Source organism: Cellulosimicrobium sp. CpK407, assembly GCF_051844275.1.
GTDB classification, from domain to species: domain Bacteria; phylum Actinomycetota; class Actinomycetes; order Actinomycetales; family Cellulomonadaceae; genus Cellulosimicrobium; species Cellulosimicrobium cellulans_G.
In genome coordinates, this window is record NZ_JBGNYC010000013.1 from 14,934 (window position 1) to 36,897 (window position 21,964).

General features: G+C 74.6%; 23 protein-coding genes and 1 riboswitch. Of the genes, 9 read left to right on the top strand and 14 right to left on the bottom strand.

The genetic code is table 11. From position 1 onward, the window contains the following. Positions 1-18 precede the first annotated feature (18 nt). Positions 19-666 carry a transaldolase family protein gene (locus ABWU78_RS07995; protein ID WP_439158063.1) on the top strand — a complete coding sequence of 216 codons (648 nt, stop codon included), beginning with the start codon at positions 19-21 and terminating at the stop codon, positions 664-666. Positions 667-764: 98 nt separating this feature from the next. On the opposite strand, the gene ABWU78_RS08000 is transcribed toward ABWU78_RS07995, so the two are convergent. The 4 genes from ABWU78_RS08000 to ABWU78_RS08015 are packed head-to-tail and all read right to left on the bottom strand — an operon-like array spanning position 765 to position 5,081. Then, positions 765-1,934 carry a glycoside hydrolase family 1 protein gene (locus ABWU78_RS08000; protein ID WP_353706917.1) on the bottom strand — a complete coding sequence of 390 codons (1,170 nt, stop codon included), beginning with the start codon at positions 1,932-1,934 and terminating at the stop codon, positions 765-767. A gap of 23 nt (positions 1,935-1,957) precedes the next feature. After that, entirely contained in the window at positions 1,958-2,851 is an 894-nt protein-coding gene (locus ABWU78_RS08005) for a carbohydrate ABC transporter permease (RefSeq protein ID WP_439158064.1), read from the bottom strand. A 1-nt stretch (position 2,852) separates the two neighbouring features. Further along, positions 2,853-3,776 (bottom strand): carbohydrate ABC transporter permease, encoded by a 924-nt coding sequence (locus ABWU78_RS08010; RefSeq protein WP_253051555.1) that lies wholly within the window; start codon positions 3,774-3,776, stop codon positions 2,853-2,855. Between the two features lie 15 nt (positions 3,777-3,791). Continuing rightward, positions 3,792-5,081 (bottom strand): extracellular solute-binding protein, encoded by a 1,290-nt coding sequence (locus tag ABWU78_RS08015; protein ID WP_253051554.1) that lies wholly within the window; start codon positions 5,079-5,081, stop codon positions 3,792-3,794. 142 nt (positions 5,082-5,223) lie between these two features. Between ABWU78_RS08015 and ABWU78_RS08020 the strand changes: the two genes are divergently transcribed. From ABWU78_RS08020 to ABWU78_RS08030, 3 genes are all read left to right on the top strand, one after another. Next, the gene (locus tag ABWU78_RS08020; protein ID WP_439158065.1) at positions 5,224-5,967 is read left to right on the top strand and encodes a TetR/AcrR family transcriptional regulator; all 744 of its coding nucleotides are present in this window, start codon (positions 5,224-5,226) and stop codon (positions 5,965-5,967) included. After that, positions 5,964-9,401 (top strand): GH36-type glycosyl hydrolase domain-containing protein, encoded by a 3,438-nt coding sequence (locus ABWU78_RS08025; protein ID WP_439158066.1) that lies wholly within the window; start codon positions 5,964-5,966, stop codon positions 9,399-9,401. Before ABWU78_RS08020 ends, ABWU78_RS08025 begins: the two co-directional genes overlap by 4 nt. 109 nt (positions 9,402-9,510) lie before the next feature. Then, entirely contained in the window at positions 9,511-10,083 is a 573-nt protein-coding gene (locus ABWU78_RS08030) for a hypothetical protein (protein ID WP_439158067.1), read from the top strand. Positions 10,084-10,098: 15 nt separating this feature from the next. On the opposite strand, the gene ABWU78_RS08035 is transcribed toward ABWU78_RS08030, so the two are convergent. Further along, a complete protein-coding gene (locus tag ABWU78_RS08035) occupies positions 10,099-11,217 on the bottom strand; it encodes a 3-keto-disaccharide hydrolase (protein WP_439158068.1) in 1,119 nt (372 codons plus the stop codon). 144 nt (positions 11,218-11,361) lie between these two features. Here ABWU78_RS08035 and ABWU78_RS08040 point away from each other — a divergent pair, with 144 nt between their 5' ends. Then, the gene (locus ABWU78_RS08040; protein ID WP_253051550.1) at positions 11,362-12,018 is read left to right on the top strand and encodes a GntR family transcriptional regulator; all 657 of its coding nucleotides are present in this window, start codon (positions 11,362-11,364) and stop codon (positions 12,016-12,018) included. A 37-nt stretch (positions 12,019-12,055) separates the two neighbouring features. Here ABWU78_RS08040 and ABWU78_RS08045 read toward each other — a convergent pair whose 3' ends face one another. Together ABWU78_RS08045 and ABWU78_RS08050 are read right to left on the bottom strand one after the other, a co-directional pair. Beyond that, positions 12,056-12,493, bottom strand: a complete 438-nt coding sequence (locus ABWU78_RS08045) for a hypothetical protein (RefSeq protein WP_253051549.1) — start codon at positions 12,491-12,493, stop codon at positions 12,056-12,058. A 198-nt stretch (positions 12,494-12,691) separates the two neighbouring features. Then, entirely contained in the window at positions 12,692-13,582 is an 891-nt protein-coding gene (locus ABWU78_RS08050; protein ID WP_253051548.1) for a S1 family peptidase, read from the bottom strand. Positions 13,583-13,716: 134 nt separating this feature from the next. Between ABWU78_RS08050 and ABWU78_RS08055 the strand changes: the two genes are divergently transcribed. The 4 genes from ABWU78_RS08055 (at position 13,717) to ABWU78_RS08070 (ending at position 16,510) form a co-directional block, all read left to right on the top strand. Continuing rightward, positions 13,717-15,012 (top strand): hypothetical protein, encoded by a 1,296-nt coding sequence (locus tag ABWU78_RS08055; protein ID WP_353706911.1) that lies wholly within the window; start codon positions 13,717-13,719, stop codon positions 15,010-15,012. A 24-nt stretch (positions 15,013-15,036) separates the two neighbouring features. Then, a riboswitch (Fluoride riboswitch) is annotated at positions 15,037-15,111 on the top strand. 42 nt (positions 15,112-15,153) lie between these two features. After that, positions 15,154-15,702 (top strand): universal stress protein, encoded by a 549-nt coding sequence (locus ABWU78_RS08060; protein ID WP_353706910.1) that lies wholly within the window; start codon positions 15,154-15,156, stop codon positions 15,700-15,702. Then, positions 15,699-16,136: a FluC/FEX family fluoride channel gene (locus ABWU78_RS08065; protein ID WP_353706909.1), complete on the top strand. Its 438-nt coding sequence runs from the start codon at positions 15,699-15,701 to the stop codon at positions 16,134-16,136. Before ABWU78_RS08060 ends, ABWU78_RS08065 begins: the two co-directional genes overlap by 4 nt. Then, positions 16,133-16,510 (top strand): fluoride efflux transporter FluC, encoded by a 378-nt coding sequence (locus ABWU78_RS08070; protein ID WP_353706908.1) that lies wholly within the window; start codon positions 16,133-16,135, stop codon positions 16,508-16,510. The genes ABWU78_RS08065 and ABWU78_RS08070 overlap by 4 nt, the downstream gene beginning before the upstream one ends. Before the next feature lie 72 nt (positions 16,511-16,582). On the opposite strand, the gene ABWU78_RS08075 is transcribed toward ABWU78_RS08070, so the two are convergent. From ABWU78_RS08075 to ABWU78_RS08105, 7 genes are all read right to left on the bottom strand, one after another. Continuing rightward, positions 16,583-17,188 (bottom strand): flavodoxin family protein, encoded by a 606-nt coding sequence (locus ABWU78_RS08075; RefSeq protein ID WP_353706907.1) that lies wholly within the window; start codon positions 17,186-17,188, stop codon positions 16,583-16,585. Between the two features lie 207 nt (positions 17,189-17,395). Next, entirely contained in the window at positions 17,396-17,809 is a 414-nt protein-coding gene (locus ABWU78_RS08080; protein ID WP_253051542.1) for a PRC-barrel domain containing protein, read from the bottom strand. Beyond that, entirely contained in the window at positions 17,806-18,234 is a 429-nt protein-coding gene (locus ABWU78_RS08085; RefSeq protein ID WP_253051541.1) for a hypothetical protein, read from the bottom strand. The genes ABWU78_RS08080 and ABWU78_RS08085 overlap by 4 nt, the downstream gene beginning before the upstream one ends. Then, positions 18,231-19,460: an NRAMP family divalent metal transporter gene (locus ABWU78_RS08090; RefSeq protein ID WP_353706906.1), complete on the bottom strand. Its 1,230-nt coding sequence runs from the start codon at positions 19,458-19,460 to the stop codon at positions 18,231-18,233. Before ABWU78_RS08090 ends, ABWU78_RS08085 begins: the two co-directional genes overlap by 4 nt. After that, positions 19,457-19,981 (bottom strand): hypothetical protein, encoded by a 525-nt coding sequence (locus tag ABWU78_RS08095; RefSeq protein ID WP_353706905.1) that lies wholly within the window; start codon positions 19,979-19,981, stop codon positions 19,457-19,459. Before ABWU78_RS08095 ends, ABWU78_RS08090 begins: the two co-directional genes overlap by 4 nt. Positions 19,982-20,058: 77 nt before the next feature. After that, entirely contained in the window at positions 20,059-21,075 is a 1,017-nt protein-coding gene (locus ABWU78_RS08100; protein WP_353706904.1) for a zinc-binding dehydrogenase, read from the bottom strand. 75 nt (positions 21,076-21,150) lie between these two features. Further along, positions 21,151-21,885 carry an ANTAR domain-containing protein gene (locus ABWU78_RS08105; RefSeq protein WP_353706903.1) on the bottom strand — a complete coding sequence of 245 codons (735 nt, stop codon included), beginning with the start codon at positions 21,883-21,885 and terminating at the stop codon, positions 21,151-21,153. Positions 21,886-21,964: the final 79 nt, after the last annotated feature.

Here is a 21,964-nt window from a genome sequence, read left to right on the forward strand (position 1 = left end):
CACCACCAGGGAGAACGCATGCTGTACATCGACTCCGCCGACCGCGACCAGGTCGAGCGGCTCCTCGCGACCGGCCTGTTCGCCGGCGTCACCACGAACCCGACGATCCTGCGCCGGTCGGGCCTCACCGTCGACGACGCCCCCGACGTCCACCTGTGGGCGCGCGCGGCCGGCGCGGGGACGGTGTTCCTCCAGGCCGTCGGCCCGGACGAGGCGGCGCTGGAGGCGCACGGCCGGGAGCTCGTCGGCCTCGGCCCGGACGTCGTCGTCAAGCTGCCCGCGACCCGCGACGGCCTCGCCGTCTCTCGCCGGCTGACGCGCGAGGGGGTGCCCGTGCTCGTCACGGCGGTCTACCACGCGTCCCAGGCGCTCCTCGCGGACGCGGCCGGTGCGGGCTGGATCGCGCCCTACGTCGGGCGGATGAGCGACCTGGGCCTCGACGGCGTCGAGCAGACGGTCGACCTCCACGCGACGTTGCGCGCGTCGGGCCAGGGGTGCCGGGTGCTCGCCGCGAGCCTGCGCGACACGACCCAGGTCGCGGCGCTCGCGGCCCGCGGGATCGAGGACTTCACGCTGTCCACCGCGCTCTGCGCGGCGCTCCTGGAGAACCCGGACACCGTCGCTGCGGCGGCGCAGTTCGAGACGGACGCCCGCGCGGCGGGGTGACGTCCTCCGGACGGACGACGACGCGGGGCGGGGACGATGTCCCCGCCCCGCGTCGTGACCTGCAGGAGGGTGCGGCGCGCGGCTCCGGCCGCGTCGCGTCAGTCGTCGAGCGAGACCGTGCCGCGGGCGACGCCGCCGAGCCAGGCGAGGCTGGGCTTGGGCGTGCGCTCGAAGGTCTCCGGGTCCCACGCGACGAGCCCGAACGTCGGGGCGTACGAGCCCCACTCGTAGTTGTCGAGCAGCGACCAGTGGAGGTAGCCGAGCAGCGGGAGGCCCGCCTCCATCTCGGCGTGCAGCGCGCGCAGGGCGTCGCGCGTGTAGTCGATGCGGCGCGCGTCGTCCGCCGTCGCGATGCCGTTCTCCGAGACGAGGACCGGCAGGCCGGTGAGCTCGTGCCCGAGGCGCGCGGCCTCCGCGATGGCGGCCGGGTAGTACTCCCACCCGGTGAGCGTCTTCTCCGAGTCCTCGGGGGCGGGCAGCGGCCCGTCCACGGTGATGCGCGTGCGCGTGTAGGCCTGGACGGCGACGAAGTCGTCGCCGCGCGAGGCCTCGAGGAAGACGGTCTCGCGCGGGTAGGCGTACTCGCGCAGGACCTCCTCGGCGCCGGGGTCGGCGAAGAACTGCTGCGGCGCGACGGGCCACCCGACGGGCACCCCGACGGTCCGCACGAGCTCCACGGCCCGGCGGTGCGCGGCGATGAGGTGCTCGGTCGCGACCGGGTCGGGCGCGTGCATCGTGCCGGCCTGGAGCTGCTCGGTGCCCTTGGCGGCCGTGATCATCATCGCGAGGATGTTCGGCTCGTTGATGGTGAACACGTGCGACGCGCGGTCGAGCAGCGGCAGCACGTGCTCGACGTACCGTGCGAACCGCTCGACGGACCGCGGGTCGGTCCAGCCGCCGTCCTCCGCGAACCAGCGCGGCGAGGTGAAGTGGTGCAGCGTGACGAGCGGCGTGACCCCGTGCTCGAGGCAGCAGTCGATCATGCGGCGGTAGTGGTCCAGCTCGGCCCGCGAGAAGCGACCCTCGGCCGGCTCGATGCGCGCCCACTCGATCGAGAACCGGTACGAGGTGAGCCCGGACTCGGCCAGCAGCCGGATGTCGTCGGCGTACCGGTGGTAGGAGTCGGCGGCGTCGCCCGACGGCTCGGCGAGGGTCGAGGCCGGGTCGACCTCGCGCGCCCACCAGTCGCTGTTGACGTTGTTGCCCTCGATCTGGTGGGCCGCCGTCGAGGCGCCCCAGACGAAGTTCTCGGGGAAGGTGATCGACACGGGCTCTCCTCGTCGGTCGCCGGTCACTTGATGCCGGTCATGGCGATGCCCTGCACGAAGTAGCGCTGCAGGAACAGGAACAGGATGAGGATCGGCGTCACGACGAGCACGGACCCGGCCATGAGGAGGCCGTAGTAGGTGCCGTTCGAGCCGACCGAGTACAGCGAGAGCGCGACCGGGAGGGTGTACATGTTCTCGGTCTGCGCCACGACCAGGGGCCACAGGAAGTTGTTCCACGACCCGAGGAACGTGAGGATGCTCAGCGTCGCGAGCGGCGGCCCGCACTGGGGCAGCACGATGCGGAAGAAGATCCGGAACTCGCCTGCGCCGTCGATCCGGGCGGCCTCGATGAGCGCGTCCGGGATGCCGAGCATGAACTGCCGCATGAGGAACACGCCGAGCGGTCCGGCGAGGAACGGCAGGATGAGTGCCGGGTAGGTGTTGACGAGCCCCATGTTGGACACGAGCACGAACATCGGCACGAGCGTGACGACGCCCGGGACCATGAGCGTGAGCATGACGAGCGCGAACAGCACCTTCTTGCCGGGGAACTGCATCTTCGCGAGGGCGTAGCCGACCATCGAGCAGAAGATGATGTTGCCGAGCACCACGGCGACGGCGACGACGATCGAGTTGGTGAAGTACTGCCCGTAGTTGAGCTGGGACAGCCACCGCTCGTAGTTGTCGAGCGTCGGGTTCTGGGGCCACCAGGTGATGGGCCGCTGCAGGAGCTCGCCCTGCGTCTTGAAGCTGCCGAGCGCCATCCAGATGAACGGCATGAGCGTCAGGAGCAGCCCGACGACGAGCGCGGTGTACGTGGCGCCGCGCGACCAGCGGATCGGGCGTCGTGCCCGACGGCGCGGCGCGCCCTGGGGGGCCGACGTCGCGGAGGGGGTCCGCGAGGACGTGACGGTCATGTCAATCCTCCTTCGACCGCAGCAGGCGGAACTGGACGGCGGCGAGCGCGGCGATCAGCGCGAACAGGACGTACGCGGCCGCGGAGGCGAACGCGTAGTTGCCGTAGCCGAACTGGTTGTAGACGTAGTAGCTGATGGTCAGCGTGGAGTTGACCGGGCCGCCCTTGGTCATGACGAACGGCTCCTCGAACACCTGGAGGAAGCCGACGGACAGCAGCACCGCGCCGAGCAGCAGGGTGGGGCGCATGAGCGGGACCGTGATGGAGCGGAACCGGCGCCACGAGCCGGCGCCGTCGACCTCGGCGGCCTCGTAGACGTCGCGCGGGATCGCCTGGAGCCCGGCGAGGAAGATGATCATGAGCGTGCCCATGTTGCGCCAGGCGGCCATGAGGATGATCGACGGCATGGCCCAGGTGCTGTCGTTGAGCCAGTCGGGACCGTCGATCCCGACCCAGCCGAGCACGGTGTTGACGAGGCCGGAGTCCTGGAGGATGAACCGCCACACGACGGCCACGGCGACGATCGACGTCACGACGGGCGTGTAGTAGCCGACGCGGAAGACGCTGCGGAACTTCTCGATGCCCGAGTTGAGGGCCACGGCCAGGGCGAGGCCGAGCACCATCGTCAGCGGGATGCCGACGAGGACGAAGTAGAAGGTGTTGAGCAGCGCCTTGCGGAAGAGCTCGTCCTGGAAGACGCCGGTGAAGTTCTCGAGCCCGACGAAGTTCACCGCGAACGGCGTCTTGATGTCACGGATCGTGAGGTCCGAGAACGACATCCCGAACGACGCGAGCAGCGGCCCCAGCATGAAGACCGTGAAGACCGCGACGAACGGGAGCGCGAACAGCCAGGCGACGAGCGCTTGCCGTCGCCGGTGGACGGCGCCGGCCGTGCGCCGGCGCCGTCCCTCGGTGGTGGTGGTCATGACCGACGGGTCCTGTTACCAGCCGAGCCCGAGCGTGTCGGCCTTGGCCTGGATCGCCTTGGCGGCGTCCTCGGACGTGACCTGACCGTTCGCGACCTTCTCGGCCTCGGTCTCGATCGTCGCGGAGAGCTCGTCCCAGCTCGGCACGGTCGGCGGGGCGATCGTGTTCTCGAGCTGCTCCTGGAGCACCTGCGTGCGGGGGTTGGACGTCAGGGGCTCGTAGTCCCACGCGGTGGTGAGGGCGGGAAGGTCGCTCGTCGCGTCGAACCAGGCCTGCTGCGTCTCGGGCTGGGCGAGCCAGCGCACGAGCTTCCACGCGCCGTCGGGGTTCTTGGCCTCGGCGAAGACGCCGAGGTGCCCGCCGCCGATGTACGAGTCGTTGTTCGCGGAGCCCGCGGGCACCGGGACGGTGGCGACGTTCTGCTCGACCCAGTCCTCGCCCTGGAGGTCGGCGAGCACGTTGACCATCCACGGGCCGGAGATGAACGCCGGGTCCGAGCCGTCGACGAACGCGCTGTTCTGCGAGTCGCCGTAGCCGGACAGCGGGGACAGGCCCTCGGTGAAGAACGACGCGTAGTAGTCGAGCGCGTCGACCATCGCCTGGTTGTCGAGGTCGAACGCGTCGCCGGCCTCGTTGAGGACCGAGCCACCGGCCTGCGAGTAGAACGGCAGGATGACCTGCGTGGAGTCCTCGGCGTCGCCCATGGGGAGCTGGAGGCCGTAGGTCGAGCCGTTGGCCTGCATCGCCTCGGCGAACGACGTGAGCTCCTCCCACGTCGTGGGCGCCTCGACCCCGGCCGCCTTGGCCAGGTCGGAGCGGTAGTACAGGACGCGGGTCTCGACGTACCACGGCACGCCGTACTCGACGCCGTCGGCGACGGTGGAGGCGGCAGCGCCCTCGACGAAGTCCGCGCTGTCGACGAGGCCGTCCGGGACGGGCGCGAGGCCGCCGGTGGCGACCATCGTCGGCATGAAGGACGAGCCGATCATGATCGCGTCGGGCACGGTGCCCGCGGCGACGGCGGTCTGGAACTTCGTCATGACGTCGGCCCACGGGATCGTGGTGACCTCGACGTTCGCGTCGGGGTTCTCGTCCGTGAAGCCCTGGACGAAGTCGGGCAGCTTCTCGCCCTCCTCACCCATCGCCCAGATCGTGATGTCACCCTTCGCGGGCGCGTCGTCCACCGTCGTGGTGGACCCGGCGTCGGTCTCGCCACCCGTCGAGTCGTCGTCCGCACGACCGCACGCGGTCAGGGCCAGGAGTCCGACGACGCCGATGGCGACCGCCTTGCGTCCGAGCTTCATGAGCAATCCTCCTCATCGAGCAGTCGGCTCGTCTGGTGTGAGCCGCTGTGGAAACTACCTTAGCGTGCGCTCGGTTAGTATTTTCAACCGGGGCGTCCAGGCCGTACCGTTGGCGCCGAGAGACTGGGCGAAGGAGACGGTGATGAACGAGAGCGACTCCGCAGGTGGCGGCGCCACGACGGGGACGGCAGGGGGCGTGGGCGGCCGTGCGACGACGACGACCGGGACGCGTGGCACGACGGCGGCCGGCCTGCCCGACCGACGCATCGTCCGGGGCGAGCAGCGCCGTCGCGAGATCCTGCGCACGGCCGTCGAGGTGTTCGGCGAGCAGGGCTTCCGCGGCAGCTCGCTGCGCGAGATCGCGGCGCGCGTCGGCATCTCGGAGGCCGGGCTCCTGCACCACTTCGGCAGCAAGGCGGGCCTCCTGACCGCGACGCTCGAGGAGCGCGACCGGCGCGACCTCGTGCGACGCACCGAGGACGAGGCCGCGGGCGCCGACCTCCTGACGACCATCCGCGACCAGGTCCGGCGCAACGCCGAGACGCCGGGTCTCGTCTCGCTGCACGTCGTGGTCGCCGCCGAGGCGACGGACGCCGCCCACCCGGCCCACGACGTCGTGCGCGACCGCTACCGCGCCCTGCGCCACCAGGACGACACGCGCTTCCAGGACGCCGTCGCGCGCGGCGAGCTGCGCCCCGAGGTCGACCCGCAGGCGATCGGCCAGCTCTTCTCCGCCGTCATGGACGGCCTGCAGCTCCAGTGGCTGCTGGACCCCGACAACGTCGACATGGTCGCCCTCTTCGACCAGTTCCTCGCGCTGCTGCGCCCCGAGGGCACGACCCCCGCAGCACCCGAGACCCGCACCACCGAGCAGGAGACCGCGTGACCCTCACCGCCAGCCCCGCACGCACGACCCCCCTCGCGGGCGCGACGCTCGCCTCGGGCGAGCTGACCGTCGAGCTCACCGGCGGGGGTGACGTGCGCGCCGTGAGCACGGGCGGCCTGCTCGTCAACCAGTACCTGCCGGGCGAGCACGACCGCATGCCCGGCGGCGTCCTGCTGCGCGCGACCCGCGCGGACGGCGGCGTCGAGGTCGCCCGGCTCACCGGGTCGGCGCCCGCGGTGACGTCGGTCGAGGTCGGCACCGACCGGGTCGTGTGGGCGGGCGAGGCGCTCGGGCTCGCCACGCGCGTCGCGCTGACGCTCGACGGACGCACGCTCGTCTGGCGCGTCGACCTCACGGCCGGCGCGAGCACGCCCGCGGACGCGCGCTACGACGTCGTGCACGCGCAGGACCTCGCCCTCGCGCCGCCCGCGGCGGCGCTGTCGAGCGAGCCGTACGTGTGCCAGTACCTGCTGCACCGCGCGATGGAGCACCCCGACGCGGGCACCGTGCTCGTCAGCCGGCAGACCATGTCCGCCCAGCCGCGCCTCCCGCTCGCCGTCGCGTTCCTCGTCGAGGGCGCCGTCGCGCACCTCACGGACTCGCTCCAGGTCTTCACGGCCCGGACCCGGCGCGACGGCGTCCCGCACGGCCTGCTCGGTCCCGTGGACTCCGGCGTGCTCCAGTACGAGTACGCGATGCCGACCCTCGTCTCGCGCCCGCTCGACCTGTCCGGCGGGACGGCCCGCGTGCACGCGGTGACCGTCGTCGACCCCGACGCGCCCGGCCCGCTCGCCGCGCACCTCGACGAGGTGGCCGGCTGGGCGGCGGCTGCGGTCGCCGCCGCCGCCGACGAGCGCGCGACCACCCCGCTGCCGCGGACCGAGTCCGTGCTGCGCGACGCGCCGCTCCTCGCGGGCGACGAGCTCGACGAGGCCGGGCTGCTCGCCGCCGTCGGGCTCGGCGCCGACGACGTGCTCCTGCCCGAGCGCGACGCCGACGGCACGCTGCTGTCGTTCTTCACCGCGGACGGGACGCACGTCGTGGACGCGCGCAAGGACACCGTGACCGAGCGCTCGCACGGGCACGTGCTCAAGGCGGGCGACGACGTGCTGCCCACGGACGACGTGCTCTCCACGACGGCGTTCGCGCCGGGCGTCTTCGCGTCGCACGTCGTGCTCGGCAACACCACGGCGAACCGCCTCGCGACCGTGCACCGGCACCACCTCAACCTGCTCCGCAGCAGCGGGCTGCGGGTCCTCGTCGACGACGGCCGCGGCCCCCGGCTGCTCGGGCTCCCCTCGGCGCTCGTCCTCGACGTCGGCGGCGTCCGCTGGGTCTACGAGACGCCGCTCGGCCGCGTGGACGTGCGGACCGTCGCGCACGACCGCGAGAACCGCATCGACGTGGACGTGCGCTGCGACCGGCCGCTGCACGTCACCGCGACGCTCGAGCTCGACGACGAAGCGGGCGGCTGGGTCGTCGAGCACGTGGCCCCGACGGCGGACGCGGGCGAGGCCGTCGTCGTGCACCCCGTCCCGGGCGGCGACGTCGACGCGCACTACCCCGACCTGCGGTACGTCGTGTCGTCGAGCGCGTCCGTCGTGCTCGACCCCGAGCACCCGGCGGGCGCCCCTGCCGGGACCGCGCACCGCCTCACGAGCGCGACCGACACCGGTGCGCTCCGGCTCGCGATCACCGGATCGCTGGACGGGGCCGACGCCGCGCTCGCGCTCGCCGCGCCGGCGCACGACCCGCTCACCGACGTCGACGCGACCCTCGCGGGCCACCTCGCGACCGTCCGCGGGGTCGTGCGCGGCCTGCGGTTCGCGCCCCACGCGGAGCTGGAGACGCAGGAGCTCGACCTGCTCGTGCCCTGGTACGCGCACGACGCCCTGATCCACTTCCTCGTCCCGCACGGCCTGGAGCAGTACTCGGGCGCCGCGTGGGGCACGCGCGACGTGTGCCAGGGACCGTTCGAGCTCGCGCTCGCGGGCGGGCGGCACGACGTCGCGCGCGCGATCGTGCTGCGCGTCCTCGCGCACCAGCACACGTGGGGCGAGTTCCCGCAGTGGTTCATGTTCGACGCCTACGGCGAGCGCTACAACGACTCGTCGCACGGCGACGTCGTCGTGTGGCCGCTGTTCGCGCTCGCGCAGTACCTCGACGCGAGCGGCGACCTCGCCGTGCTCGACGAGCCGGTCCCGTTCTGGGACCACGCGCACCGGCGCCCGGCCGCGTCCGGGCCCGACGCCGCGGCGACCGTGCGCGACCACGTCGCGCGCCTGCTCGACCACCTCGACCGCGACCGCCTGCCCGGCACCGCCCTGCCCGCGTACGGCGAGGGCGACTGGGACGACACGCTCCAGCCCGCCGACCCGCGCATGCGCACGGACCTCGCGTCCACGTGGACGTCCGCGCTGCTCGTGCAGGCCGCCGAGCTGCTCGCCCGCACCACGTCCGGCGGCGACGACCACGCCGCGCTCTCGCAGCGCGCCGGGGCACTGGCCGCCGAGGTCCGCGCCGACCTGCGCGAGCGCGCGCTCGTCGACGGCGTCATGGCCGGGTACGTGCGGCACGGGTCCGACGGCGACGAGCTCGTGATCCACCCGTCCGACACGGTCTCCGGGATGCGGTATCGCCTCATCCCCATGACGCAGTCGATCATCGCGGGCATCCTCACGCCCGAGGAGGCGGAGCAGCACGAGCGCCTCGTGGTCGAGCACCTCCACTTCCCCGACGGCGTGCGCCTCATGGACCACCCCGCCGCGTTCGACGAGGGCGTCCCGCACACGTTCCTGCGGGCCGAGCAGGCCGCGAACGTCGGCCGCGAGATCGGGCTCATGTACGTGCACGCGCACATCCGCTACGTCGAGGCGCTCGCGGCCCTGGGCCGCGGCCGCGCGCTCGACGAGCTGCTGCGCATCAGCCCCGTCGACCTGGGCAGCCGCCTCGCGCACGCCGCGCCGCGCCAGCGCAACGCGTACTTCTCGTCGAGCGACGCCGACTTCCCGGACCGCCAGAGCTTCGCGCGCGACTTCGACCGGCTGCGCGACGGGACCGTGGGCGTCCGCGGTGGCTGGCGCGTGTACTCCAGCGGGCCGGGCATCTACCTGCGTCAGCTCGTCCAGGGCGTGCTCGGCCTCACGGAGCGCTCGGGGTCGTCCGGCGCGCTCGTCGTCGACCCCGTGCTGCCCGCGGCGGCCGACGGCCTCGCCGTCGACCTCGAGCTCGCCGGACGGACGCGCCGGGTCGTCTACCGGGTCGTCGAGCCGGGCGAGCGCGTGCGGGTGCGCGCGGGGTCCGACCTCGGCACGCTCGCCGACGTCACCACGACCCCGCGGGCGGGCGACTACCGCGAGCGGGGCGTCGTCGTCGCGACGGGCGACCTGGGTGACGCGGGGCTCGTCGAGATCACGGTGCCCGCGGGCTCGTAGGCCGCGAGATCTCGCCGTCCCGAGCCGTTCCCCGCGCGGGGGCCGGAGGCGCTAGCCTTCGGACCACGCCGCCGTCGGGACGGCGTCACCCGCGACGAAGGAACACGCCGTGAGCCAGCCTCCGTACCAGCAGCACCCGGGCGGCGACGCCCAGCAGCCCCCGCAGGCCCCCGGGCCGTACGGGCAGGGCCAGCCCGCCTACGGGCAGCCGGCCGCTCCCGGTCCCTACGGGGCGCCGGCGCCGTACGGGCAGGGCCAGCCCGCGTACGGACAGCCCGCGCCGCCCGAGCAGCACCAGCCGGCCTACGGGCAGATGGCGCCGCAGGCTCCTCCCGTGGCGCCGTACCCGCCGCAGGGGCAGCAGCCCTACGGGGCGTCGTACCCGCCGCAGGGCCAGCAGCCGTACGGCGCCCCCTACGGCCAGCCCGGCTACGGCGCGTACGCGCCCGCCGGCCCGCAGCCGATGACGTGGCGCACGATCCTCGCGTACGTGTTCAGCCCGATCGCGGTGTTCTTCCTGCCGATCGTGTTCGGCGTGCTCGCGATCGTCTTCTCGGCGATCGCGGTCCGCCGGAACGAGAAGACGGCGAAGATCGCGCTCGGGGTCGCGATCGCGTGCACCGCGGTGGGCTTCATCCTGGGCGCGATCAGCGGCTACCAGGCGGCCAGCCAGTACTTCTGACGCCGCCCGTCCTTCTCAGCCGCAGTCGACCCCCGCGTACGGCGTCTCCACGACGACCGGGCCGTCGTCGGTCGCCACCGTCAGCGTGGCGGTGCCCGCGTCGACCGACGCGGCCCTCGTGCTGAACGACTGGTAGGCGTTGCGGCCCGGCCGGACGTCGGCGAACGAACGCTCGCCCGCGGCCGTGCCGAGCGTGACGTCCACGGCGTCCTCCCCGACGTTCAGCGCGCGCACGGCGACGTGCGCCGTCCCCGCCAGGCAGCGCGCGTCCACCTCGACGTGGACGGGCGGGAGCTCGCGGACGCGCACGTCGCGGTAGGTGACGACGTCGGGCGCGGACCCGTGCGCCTGCAGGCCGACGTACCCGACGAGGCCGCGGCTGCTCGAGTCCGGGTCGAGCGGGCGGTCGGGGAACGGGACGCCGGGCAGGTTCTCGTACTCGTTGATGACGACACCGTCGCGGATCACCGTGTAGTGCTGCCCGACGACGCGCACCTCCAGCTCGTTCCACGTGCCCTTCGCGGTGGGTCGGGCACGGTCGAGCCCGATGTCGGCGAACCCGTAGACCGAGCCCGTCTTGCGCGGGTCGTTCGACCCTCCCTCGGGCGAGTCGTTCACCTGGATCTCGTGACCGCAGTTCACGGCGATCCAGGAGAGGTTGCCGGTCTCGTTGCCGTTGAACGTCGTCGGGCACCCCTCGACCGGCCCGGAGAGGTCCGGGAACCGGACCTGGACGCCGCTGTTGGCGCGCGCGTCGCCGGGCGCGTCGTCGCGGAACTGCACGACGAGCGAGAAGTCGCCGTACTGCCGCACCGGGTACCAGAGCGTGCCGAACCCGCCGCCCGCGCCCGCCCGGGAGCGGATCGTGCCGTCGTCGAGCAGGTCGAACCCGCCGTCGCCCGCGTACTCCCAGGCCGCGAACGACTCGGCGGTGCCGTCGAAGATCACGTCGTACCCGTCGTCGGGCGCCGCGGCCACGGCCGTCGTGGTCTCCTGCGCCGTGGTCCTCTGGGCCGCGGGCACGACCGCCGCGGCCGGCGCCGCGAGCGCGACCCCGACGGCGAGCGCGGCCGCCCCGGCGAGGCGGACGCGGTGCGCCCGACGGAGGACGGGGGGACGGGTGATGCTCGACATCGGAACTCCCTCGTTCGACGCGTGTCCCTCCACCCTCGCACGGATGCCGGGCGCTCTCCACGGCACGGAGAGCGAGCGCGCACCCGGGGCCGCGCCCCGTCCGCACCCGCGTGCGCGCGTCGGGCGCGGTGGGAGAATCGACCGGTGTCCGGAGCCGAGGAGCGAGTGCTGGAGTCCGCCCGGGTCGCGGCGACGCTGCGCGACGAGATCCTGGACGGGGTGCGACGCCCGGGGTCCCGGCTGGTCGAGCGGGACCTGGCGGCCGACTTCGGCGTGAGCCGCATCCCCGTGCGCGACGCGCTCAAGGCGCTCGAGGGGGAGGGGCTCGTCGTGCTGCGGCCGCACACGTGGGCCGTCGTCCGGGAGTTCTCCGACGCGGACCTCGCCGACCTCGACGAGGTGCGCGAGGTCCTGGAACCGCTGGCGTTCCGTCTCGCCGCCGAGCGGCACGGCGCGGAGGGCCTGGACCGGCTCCGACGCGCCCTCGCGCGAGAGCAGGAGGGCGCGCGCACCGCCGACAGCATCGGGTCGCGCCGGTCCGCGGCGGACTTCCACGAGATCGTGACCGAGCTCGCGGACAACCGGCTCCTGCGGGACATGATGCAGGGCATCCGCAGCCGCGTGCGGTGGGCGTTGTCGCAGCACGACGACCTCGCGCACGTGACCGAGGAGCACGCGGAGCTGTTCGAGGCGGTCGCGGCGCGGGACGGCGAGCGGGCGGCGGCGCTGGCGGAGGCGCACGTCGACAGCAGCCGGCGCGAGCGCGCTGCGCACGTCGCGGCCCTGCGCTCGGGGGGCTGACGGGCCCGTCGACGGGACCGTGGGCTCGGCCCGGGGCTCAGACGGGGCCGACGGTCCCGTCGTGCGACGTGGCCGGCCGGGCGGGGATCTCGGTCGCCTTCTGCCACGACCCGACGAGCCGCCCGTCGCTCGTCTCGAGCCGGAACGGCGCGAGCGGCAGGTTGCCCGCGCGGCGGCGAGCGCGGAGCACGTCGATCGCGTCCTCGTCGCTGTCGGCGCCGAACGGTTCGCCGCGGCGCGCGCCGGTGGCGGTGACCACGCGGTAGCGGGTCATGCTGTCGTCGTCGTGGTGCACCTCGTCGGCGAGCGCGGCGACCTCCTTGGCGACCTCGAGGTTCGGCAGCGCGACCCAGGTGCGCTCCGGCCCGTCGAGCGTCCAGCCGTCGGTCTCGTCGCGCCGGATCACGTACTCGCGCGACGCGCTGCGGGCGCGCCACGTCGCGTCGTCTTCGGCAGTCCAGGTGAGTGTGTTCATGAGCGCTGGTGCGGGTCGGACGGCGGTCCGGTCTCTCGTCGGTCGAGCGGTAGTTCCCCCTGTCCGTCGTCCGGTGACCCACCCGCAGCGTACGCTGCCCGCCCCGCGGGCGTGTCCACCCTGGGGAGGAGATCACCCGTCGCGCAGGTCACACGCCGTCCGTCGCACGGACGACCCGCCGCGGCGGGGTGGCCGGTGTCAGGAGCCGAGCGGGGCGACGGGCGCCCGCCAGTCCGTGCCGACCGGGATGTTCTTCACGGGTACCGCCAAGGCGTCGCCGCCGCCGAGCCACGGCATCCCCGGCGCGAGGGTGCCGAAGCCGGGGCGGCCCTGCGACGGCCCGAACGCGGGGAGGTGCGCGCCGTAGATCGCCAGGGTCTCCTGGATGGGCCGGTAGCACCCGGTCCGGGTGCTCGGGTCGTACGCCTGGATCGTGCCGAGCGCGCGCAGGCCGGTGGCGTCCGAGCGCCAGACCGGGGCGCCCGCGTCGCCGAGGTCGGTGCGCATGTCCGTGCAGAGCAGCGTCATCCCGCGGAACATGACCGCCCCGGTGATCCGGCCCTCGGTCCAGCCGGTCCCGATCCCCATCTTGCCCACGAGCATCCCCCGCGTCTGCGCCGCGGACGCGGTCCATCCCACGACGCGGCCGTCGCCCGGCGTCCTCCCCGTGAGCGGGTCGCGGACGATCTGGTACGCGTCGTCCCCCGGGACCTCGCGCACGAGAGCGTTCCCGTCGGGGTAGTTCTGGGAGAACGTCCACCCGTAGAGGCGGTCGCTGCCTCGCACGGACGAGAAGATCACCGAGCAGGCTCGCGGGCCGAGGAGGAAGGTCCCGCTGTCACCGGCGACGGCGTAACCGCCGGTGCAGGCACCCTCGTAGCCCCCGGACGCCGTCCCGCCGTTGCTGAAGATCATGGGGTCGCCGGGTCGGAAGACGTACCCCCCGGCCGGCGTGGCAGTGACCCCCGCGGCGGTGGTGACCGTGCTTCCGCTCGCCGCGCCGACGTCCTGCCCGAGCGCCGTCGCGGTGCCCAGGCCGAGCGCCAGGGCACAGATCGTGGCGAGCGTCACGCACAGTCGTCTCCTCATGGACCGATCCTGGCGCCCCGACGGTCCTCTTGCCAGGGGTGGCACCCGTGCGTCGTGGGCCGCGGGGGCTGGTACGCCCGCGCGAGCGACTCCGCTACCCTGCACGAGCCGCCTGCGACGAGAGGACCCGTCCGATGTCCCACCCCACCGACCCGAACCACCCGGTCGACGACCACACCGTCATGCGGCCGCCGCGACGGTACGGGGACGACGGCGGGACGGGCTCGGCCGGACCGGGGCCGTCCGCACCCGGCTACGGGTACCCCCACGCCCAGGCGCCCTACGACACCGACCCCTACGGCACGGGAGGACGCCGCGCGCCGGGCGGGCCCGGCGACCCCCACGCGACGCTCCCGCCCGCGGACACGGGGGCGACCTGGCCGCCCGCGGGAACCGCGCCCGGGTACGCGCCGCCGCCCGGCGCTCCGTACGGCACCTCGACGGCCCCGTACGGCGCCCCGACGACCCCGTACCCGGGCCCGTCGGGCCACGCCTACGGCGCGCCGGACGACGCGACGGTCGTGCCGGGCCCGCCCGCCCCGCCGTCGGACCCCTACGGCTTCTCCCCGTACACGACGCCGCCCGGTCGCGGCTCGCGGAAGTGGCTCGTGCCCGTCCTCGCGGGCGTGGGCGCGTTCGTGCTCGTCGCGGGCGGCCTCGGCGTGTGGCTCGCGGTGCGCGACGACGCGTCGCCCGCCCCGGAACCGACGACCGCCGAGCAGGCGCCCGCGACGGAGGCCCCGGCGGAGCCGGAGGAGACCGACGAGCCGGAGGCCACCGAGGAGCCGGTGGACACCGACGTCACGGACGACGAGCCGTGGCTCGAGCAGCAGTACCGCGCGGGCGCGGAGATGGACCCGGAGTCGGGCCCGGCGCTCGCGCCGATGTCGTGGGACTACTTCTCCGACAACGACTACCTCGTCAACGAGGACCGCATCGCGCTCGTGGCGCGGCGGGACTTCGCGTGCGACGACCTGCCCGCGATCCCCGCCATCGAGGCGATCGCGGGCTCGTGCCAGGCCGGGTTCGAGGCCCGCGTCGTGTCGGACGACGGCCCGACCCTCGCGCTCGACCTGGTCCTGGTGGACGTCGGGTCGGAGGAGGAGGCCGAGCGCATCGCCGCGGCCTTCAACGCCGCGCCGGAGGGCGACCCCCTCGCCGACACCTCGGGACCTGCGCACCCGACCCTCGCCGCCGCGGTGCCGCAGCCGGGGTTCCAGGGCACGTACGCGCTGCTCGACGACGGGGACTCGCCCGGGGTCATGTTCAACACCGGGACCGTCGTCATGATGTACCGGCTCGGCATCGACGACGGGCTGGAGCGCGACCAGATCCTGCCCGTGGCGCAGGCCGTCGGGTTCGTCATCACGGACCACGAGCTCGCCAAGTCGTTCGGCGAGAAGAAGTGGCTGGACACCAAGGCCGGCTGAGCGCTCGGCGGCCGGGCTGGTTACCCTGGGGGCGGTGATGGATCCCGCCGGGGCGTAGCCGCCCGAACCGCCGCCAGGGCTGATGGTTCCTGCCTCGTCGCACGTCGGCGGGCAGGGTGCTGCCCGCGGGAAGAGGTCCGCATGAGAGCCAGACCCGTGCCCCAGCCCGCGCTCGACCGCATGGTCCCGTTCGCAGGACACCCCGTCGTCGTCGGTGTGGCCCCCGGCGGGGACCCGCTCGTGGTCCGCACGGCCGCGGCCTGGGCGGACGCCGCCGGGTCCCGCGTGGTCGCCGGGTACGCCGACACCTCGCGCCACGTGGTCGCGGAGCACCCCGACGGCTCGGTGACGCACGCGCCGCTCGACCCGGACTCCGCCGACGACTCCTGGCAGGAGGTCGAGGCCCGGCTGCGGGCCGAGGCCGAGGAAGCGCTGCGGGGCACGGGCGTGGCGTGGGAGCTGCGCTACCTCGCGGGTCGCCCCGACCGCGCGCTGACGCACCTCGCGCGGGCGGTCGACGCCGCGGTGATCGTCGTCGGGACGCGCGCGCCCGGGTCGACCGCCCACCTGCGCGAGCTCGTCGAGGGGTCCGTCGCCGCGCACCTCGCCCACCACCAGCACCGGCCGGTGCTCACGGTCCCGCTCGCGGTCGTGGACTGGAAGGAGCTCCGCACGCCGTGGGAGAAGTGAGACGACGGACGCCGCTCCTCGCGCTCGCGGGCCTCGTCGCGGCCGGGGGAGCGGTCGGCACGACGGCGCGCGCGCTCCTCGAGCAGGCGTTCGCCCCGGCGCCCGGGTCGTGGCCGTGGACGACGTTCTGGATCAACCTCGCCGGGTCGTTCGTGCTCGGCGCGCTGCTCGAGACGCTGCTCCGCTCGGGACCGGACGCCGGGTGGCGGCGGGGCGTGCGGCTCGGCTGCGGGACCGGCGTGCTCGGCGGGTTCACGACGTACTCGACGTTCGCCGTCGAGGTCGAGCGGCTGGCGAGCGGGGGGCACGCCGCGCTCGGCGCGGCGTACGCGCTGGGGAGCGTCGCGCTCGGCGTCGCGGCCGCGGCAGGCGGGATCGCGCTCGCCGCCGTGGCCCGACGGCGGCTGGTCGCCCGGGGCGGTGGGGCGCGGTGACGGGCGTCCCCGAGCTGGTGCTCGTCGCCCTCGCCGGCGGGCTCGGCGCGGCGTCGCGGTTCCTGCTGGACACGCTCGTGGCCCGGCACAACCGGTGGTCGACGCCGCTCGGCACGGTCGTCGTGAACGTCAGCGCGTGCTTCCTGCTGGGGCTGCTCACGGGCTGGGGCGTGACGCACCCGGGCCACGGCGACGTCGCGGCGGTGCTCGGGGTCGGCTTCCTGGGCGGCTACTCGACGTTCTCGACGGCGTCGGTCGAGGGCGCGCGCCTGCTGCTCGCGGGCCGCGGTGCCGTCGCGCTGCTGCACGCGCTCGGGATGCTCGCCGTGTGCCTCGCGGCCGCGGTGGCGGGGATCGCGGCCGGGGGTGCGTGAGCGGGCGTGATCGATGCGACGCACCGCCGGCTCGCGGCGATCAAGCGCATCGCGGAGTCGTAGGCCGGGCGATCACGACCCCGGGGCGGGGACGGGGTGCTCCTGGAGCGCCGTCGCGACCGCGTGCAGGTTGTGCGCCATGAGGCGGCCCGTCTCTCGCGCCCACTCGTGGCCGTGGCCGGTCTGCACGTAGTCCGGGCCCGGGCCGGGACCCTGGTTCCAGTAGGTCCAGGCCTGGCCGGGGATCGTGTAGCCGATGTCGGCGAGCGCGCCGCTGACCTCCGAGATGACGTGGTGCGCGCCGTCCTCGTTGCCCGTCACCACCACGCCCGCCACCCGGTTGTAGGCGACCGGCGCGCCGTCGGGCCCGTCCTCGGAGAGCATCGCGTCCATGCGCTCGAGCATGCGCTGGGCGACCGACGACGGGCGGCCCAGCCACGTGGGCGTGAGGACGACGAGGATCTGCGACGCCAGCAGCCGCTCGTGCACGCGCGGCCAGTCGTCGCCCGCACCGGCGTCGGTGACGACGCCCGGCAGGACGTCGAGGTCGACGAGCCGCACGTGCTCGACCTCGACGCCGCGGTTCTGCAGCGCCTCGGCGACCACCCGCCCGAGCGCCTCGGTGTTGGACGGCTCCGGGGACTTCTTGAGCGTGCAGCTCACGAACAGCGCCTTCATGGGTCCTCCCGTGTCGCCGGGCAGGGCGACGGTGTCCTCGTGCCTCCGCCCGGACGGCTGACGGCGGGTGGCTTCACCGTCCCGTCCAGCGTCACGGGGCCCCGGCCCGCTCGCAACGCGCCGAGCGCTGCGCCCCGGGCGGGCGCCGCACGCGGAGGTGCCTCTCCCGACCGGGAGTGCCTCTCGGGCCGGCCGTCGCGCCCGACGTCACGGCAGGGCGGCGTCGTCCTGCCGGTACCCCGGCGCGAGGCGGACCTCGCCCTGCCCGACGGCGGCGACGTCGTCCCACGGCACGAGGAACGTCCCGCGGTGCCGGCGACGCACGAGCTGCGGGACCGGCCACGGAGCGGTGACGCCCGTGCGTTCGTACCCGAGGAACGACCCGCCCGTGCGCGGGCTCACGAGGATCCCGACGACGCGCGCCCGCCCGACCCGGCTGCGTCGCCGGACGCTCGCGCTCAGGGCACGGTCCTCCGGGTGCGCGTCGTCGGGGTCGTCCCCGGCGTCGGACGGGCCGCCGTCGGGCAGCGTGTCGAGCGCGAGCCGGACGTCCACGAGGAAGCCGAGGCCCTCGCCGTCCGGGCCCAGGACGTGCGCGTCGAGCAGGTCGCCGAGGATCACGGTTCCTCCTCGGGGTCGTGCCGGCCGCCGGGGACGCGGCCGACGACGTGCTCGCGCAGCCAGTCCTCGGTCCAGTGCAGGTCGAGCGAGTCCGCGCGGACGGTGAGCTCGAGCGCCGTCCCCACGTGCCCGACGTCGGCCCACCGGACCCGTTCCCAGCGTGACGCGGGCGGTCGGCCGCCGAGGAGGCGCGTCACGAGCACCGGGCCGGTGAGGATCGCGCCGACCTCCGCCGGCTCGCCGGGCACCGCGTCGCGCGGCCCGTCGTCCCGAGCGCTGCCGTCCGCGCCGTCCGTGGCGACGAGCTCGAGGTCGTCGACGGTCGTGACCGGCTCGCCGTCGACGTCGAGCACCTGGCGGCTCAGCAGGTGCAGGCGCGCGTCCACGACGCGCACCCCCGTCGGCGTGGAGGCGTCCCGGCTCATGACCCCGCTCCCGTCGCGATCATCAGGGGTATCGCCGCGACGGCCGCGGCGACCACGATCACCAGGTACACCATGCCCAGCGCGTTGGTCGCGCGCCCGTTGACGTGCTCGCCCATGTACTCCGGGTCGTTCGCGACGAGGAGGATCGGCACGTACGTGAGGGGCAGCGCGACGGCGGAGAACACGACGGACATCTCGGTGACCGCCACCGGGTCGACGCTCGTCATGAGGATGGCGACGGCCAGGAGCAGCGCGACCACCATCGTGACGTGGAAGCGCGCGGCGCGGGCCGGGCGGCGGAACTTCCCCCACGACCAGCCGAGGTACTGCGCGAGCGTGTACCCGCTCGACAGCGCGGTCTCCAGCGCCGCGCCGAACGTCGCCGCGACGATCCCGACGATCACGACCGCGAGCAGGAGCGTCCCGCCGGCCTCGGCCACGGGCAGCACGATCTGCGACAGCGACGACACCTCGATGCCCGCCGGCAGGAGCACCACGGCCGCGCACGCGGCGATCGCGACGGACAGCAGCCCGCCGAGCGGGAACCCGACGAGCACGTTGACCCGGTTCTGCGCGAGGTCCTTCGCGGTCCACCCCTCCTCGACGGCGCCGGACGAGAAGAAGAACACCTCGTACGGCGTCATCGCGGCCCCGAACAGCGCGACGGCGTAGTACCAGTACGTCGCGACGTGCTCCGTCGCCGGGGGAGAGGGCGGCACGGCCTGGCGCAGCAGCTCGCCCCAGTCCGGGCCGAGCAGGAAGAGCGCGACCCCGAACCCCACGAGCAGCAGCCCGAGCAGCCCCGCGACGTTCTCCATGACCTGGAACTTCACGCGCCACAGCACGAGCCAGACGGCGAGCGCCGCCACCGGGACCCACAGCCGCGGCTCGACGCTGCTCGCGAGGTGCAGCGCGAGCGCGATGCCGCCCACCTCGGCCGTGAGCGTGAGCAGGTTGATCGCGAACGACGACGCGAGGTTCGCGCCCGCCGCGCGGGGGCCGAGGCGCTCGCGGATGATCTCGAACGTCGCGCGCCCGCTCACCGCCGCCACGCGGCCGGACATCGACGCGAACAGGCAGATGCCGACCACGCCGACGACCACGACCCACACGAGCGACAGCCCGAACCGCGACCCGACGACGGCGTTCGTGACCAGGTCCCCGATGTCGACGAACCCGCCGATCGCCGTGAGGATGCCGAGCGCGACCCCGAGGAGCCGCTTCACGCGCCACCCGCCAGGGCCAGGGCCGTGTCCACGTCGTCGGCGGCGCGGGCGAGGTCGGCCTCGAGCTCGGACGCCGTGAGGGGGACCCCGCCGGCCTCCGACAGGTCGCCGCCCGCCTCGCGCGCGACCCACGCGCGCGCCGCGACCACCTCGCGCGTCGCGTCCGCGACGGCCACCAGACCGGCGTCGCGCTGCGCGGACGACACGTCGTCGGGCGGGACGAGGGTCGTGAGCGCCGTGGTGGACTCCTCGAGCACGCGCACCTGGTCCAGCACCGCGGCGTCCGCGACGGGCGTGGTGACGCGGTCGGCGTCGAGCAGGCGCACGGTGAGCCGCGTCGTCTCGACCGCCGACCCGGCCTGGGCGAGCGCGTCGGCCACGGCCGCGGTCGCCTGCCCGGGGTCCTGCCGGCTCACCGTGCAGCCCGCGGTCGTCCCGAGCACGAGCACGAGCGCGAGCACGAGCGCGTGCGCGTGCCTCGGCACGGCCCCGGAGCGGGTGATGCGCGCGCGACGTCCCACGTCAGCGATGGTCCCGCCGGGAGCCGCTGCTCGCACACGGACGGCCTCGTCGGTGGCGCGGGCGTCCGTGGCCGGCGTCAGGGGCGCAGCAGGGACTTGATCGCGCGGCGCTCGTCCATCGCGGCGTAGCCCTCGGCCGCGTCGTCGAGCGACAGCTCGAGGTCGAACACGCGCGCGGGGTCGATGCGACGCTCGAGGACGAGGTCCATCAGCTCGGGCAGGTACCGGCGGACCGGCGCCGGACCGCCCGACCAGTGCACGTGCCGGTAGAACATGTCGACGACGGGGAGCTCGACGCCGTGCGGCAGCCCGACGACGCCGACGTGTCCGCCGGGGCGCACGGCCCCGAGCGCCTGGGCCACCGACTCCGGCGTGCCGACCGCCTCCACCACGCCGTGCGCGCCGAGCCCGTCGGTGAGATCCAGGACGCGCGCGACGCCGTCGTCGCCGCGCTCGGCGACGACCTCGGTCGCGCCGAACGCCCGCGCGAGCTCCTGGCGAGGCGCGTGCCGGCTCATGGCGATGACCTGCTCCGCCCCGAGCTGCGCGGCGGCGAGGACCGCGAGCAGGCCGACGGCGCCGTCGCCCACCACCACGATCGACCGGCCCGGTCCCGCCTGCGCCTCGCGGGCGCCGAACCAGCCGGTGCCCAGCACGTCGGACGCGGTGAGCAGCCCGGGCAGCAGGTCGTCGTCGGGACGTTCGGGCGTCGCGACGAGCGTCCCGTCGGCGAGCGGGACGCGCAGCAGCTCGGCCTGGGCGCCGCGCACGGGCTCCCGGTGGACGCACGACGTCTGGTAGCCGGCGCGGCAGATCGGGCACGTGTTGTCGGACGCGAAGAACGACCCGACGACGAGCTCTCCCGGGCGCACGGTCCGGACGTCGGCGCCCACCTCCTCGACGGTGCCGACGTACTCGTGACCCATCGCCACGGGGTGGTCGATCGGGTTCGCCCCGCGGTACGTCCACAGGTCCGAGCCGCACACGCACGCGGCCTCGACGCGCACGATCGCGTCGGTCGGTGCGAGCAGTCGCGGGTCGTCGCGCTGCTCGACGCGGACGTCGTACGGGGCGTGGATGACGGTCGCGCGCACGGCGGCTCCCCTCGGGCGGACAGGACGACGCCGTCGAGCCTAAGGCTGCCCGGCCGGGCCCGCTCGGGTCGTGCGTCAGGGCTCCTCGGCCCGCTGCGTCCGGACGGTGTCGCTCGCGTCGTACGTGAAGCTCAGGCGTCGTCCGACGACCTCCTCGGCGACCTCCTCGAGCGTGGCCGACCGAGCGAAGGCGTGAGCCCGGAGCACGGCGAGCGCGTCGCGGGGCGCGACCCGGAGCTGGACCGTGACCATCCCCGTCGCCTGGTGCACCTCGGCGCGCGTCGACCAGTCGAGCGACTCCAGGTCGGCCAGGAGCGACAGCCCGACGACGTCAGCGAGGAACTGCACGTCGCCCGCCTCGCGCGCGAGCGTGGTGGAGGCGGTGAACAGGCTGAGCACCCCCACGACCTGGCCACCGGCGTGCATGGGGACGGCGTGGTACGTGGCGGGCCCGCTGATCGGTCCGACGACGCGGGAGAACACCGGGAAGGCGCCGCCGTCACGGCTCCCGTCGGCCTCGCGCACCACGACGCGGTCCTCGGCCAGCGCGAGCTGGGCTGGCCCCTCGCCCAGGGTCTCCTCGAGGTCCTCGACGCGCGCCGCGACCCCGTCGGCCGTGGCGACCGTGAGCCGCTCGTCCGCCGTCGCCGCGACCGTCAATGCGGCGCTCTCGGCGCCGAGCGCCGTGGCGCACGCCTGACACATGCGCTCGGGCATCGGCAGGTCGCCGTCGGCCTCGGCGAGCGCTCGGACGAGGAGGCCCAGCAGCTCCGACGCGCCCACGTCCGCCTCCGTCCGGTCCTCGTGCACCTCGTCCAGTTTTCCACCACCCCGGGCGCTCGCTCGGCGACCCACCTGCACCGTCGGAGCACCGTGCAGGCGGCGGGTT

Bases quoted from the DNA above. Each gene is read 5' to 3' on its own strand.
- ABWU78_RS07995 (WP_439158063.1), top strand. From the start codon at position 19: ATGCTGTACATCGACTCCGCCGACCGCGACCAGGTCGAGCGGCTCCTC.
- ABWU78_RS08005 (WP_439158064.1), bottom strand. From the start codon at position 2,851: ATGACCGTCACGTCCTCGCGGACCCCCTCCGCGACGTCGGCCCCCCAG.
- ABWU78_RS08010 (WP_253051555.1), bottom strand. From the start codon at position 3,776: ATGACCACCACCACCGAGGGACGGCGCCGGCGCACGGCCGGCGCCGTC.
- ABWU78_RS08015 (WP_253051554.1), bottom strand. From the start codon at position 5,081: ATGAAGCTCGGACGCAAGGCGGTCGCCATCGGCGTCGTCGGACTCCTG.
- ABWU78_RS08020 (WP_439158065.1), top strand. From the start codon at position 5,224: ATGAACGAGAGCGACTCCGCAGGTGGCGGCGCCACGACGGGGACGGCA.
- ABWU78_RS08035 (WP_439158068.1), bottom strand. From the start codon at position 11,217: ATGTCGAGCATCACCCGTCCCCCCGTCCTCCGTCGGGCGCACCGCGTC.
- ABWU78_RS08045 (WP_253051549.1), bottom strand. From the start codon at position 12,493: ATGAACACACTCACCTGGACTGCCGAAGACGACGCGACGTGGCGCGCC.
- ABWU78_RS08050 (WP_253051548.1), bottom strand. From the start codon at position 13,582: ATGAGGAGACGACTGTGCGTGACGCTCGCCACGATCTGTGCCCTGGCG.
- ABWU78_RS08055 (WP_353706911.1), top strand. From the start codon at position 13,717: ATGTCCCACCCCACCGACCCGAACCACCCGGTCGACGACCACACCGTC.
- ABWU78_RS08060 (WP_353706910.1), top strand. From the start codon at position 15,154: ATGAGAGCCAGACCCGTGCCCCAGCCCGCGCTCGACCGCATGGTCCCG.
- ABWU78_RS08075 (WP_353706907.1), bottom strand. From the start codon at position 17,188: ATGAAGGCGCTGTTCGTGAGCTGCACGCTCAAGAAGTCCCCGGAGCCG.
- ABWU78_RS08085 (WP_253051541.1), bottom strand. From the start codon at position 18,234: ATGAGCCGGGACGCCTCCACGCCGACGGGGGTGCGCGTCGTGGACGCG.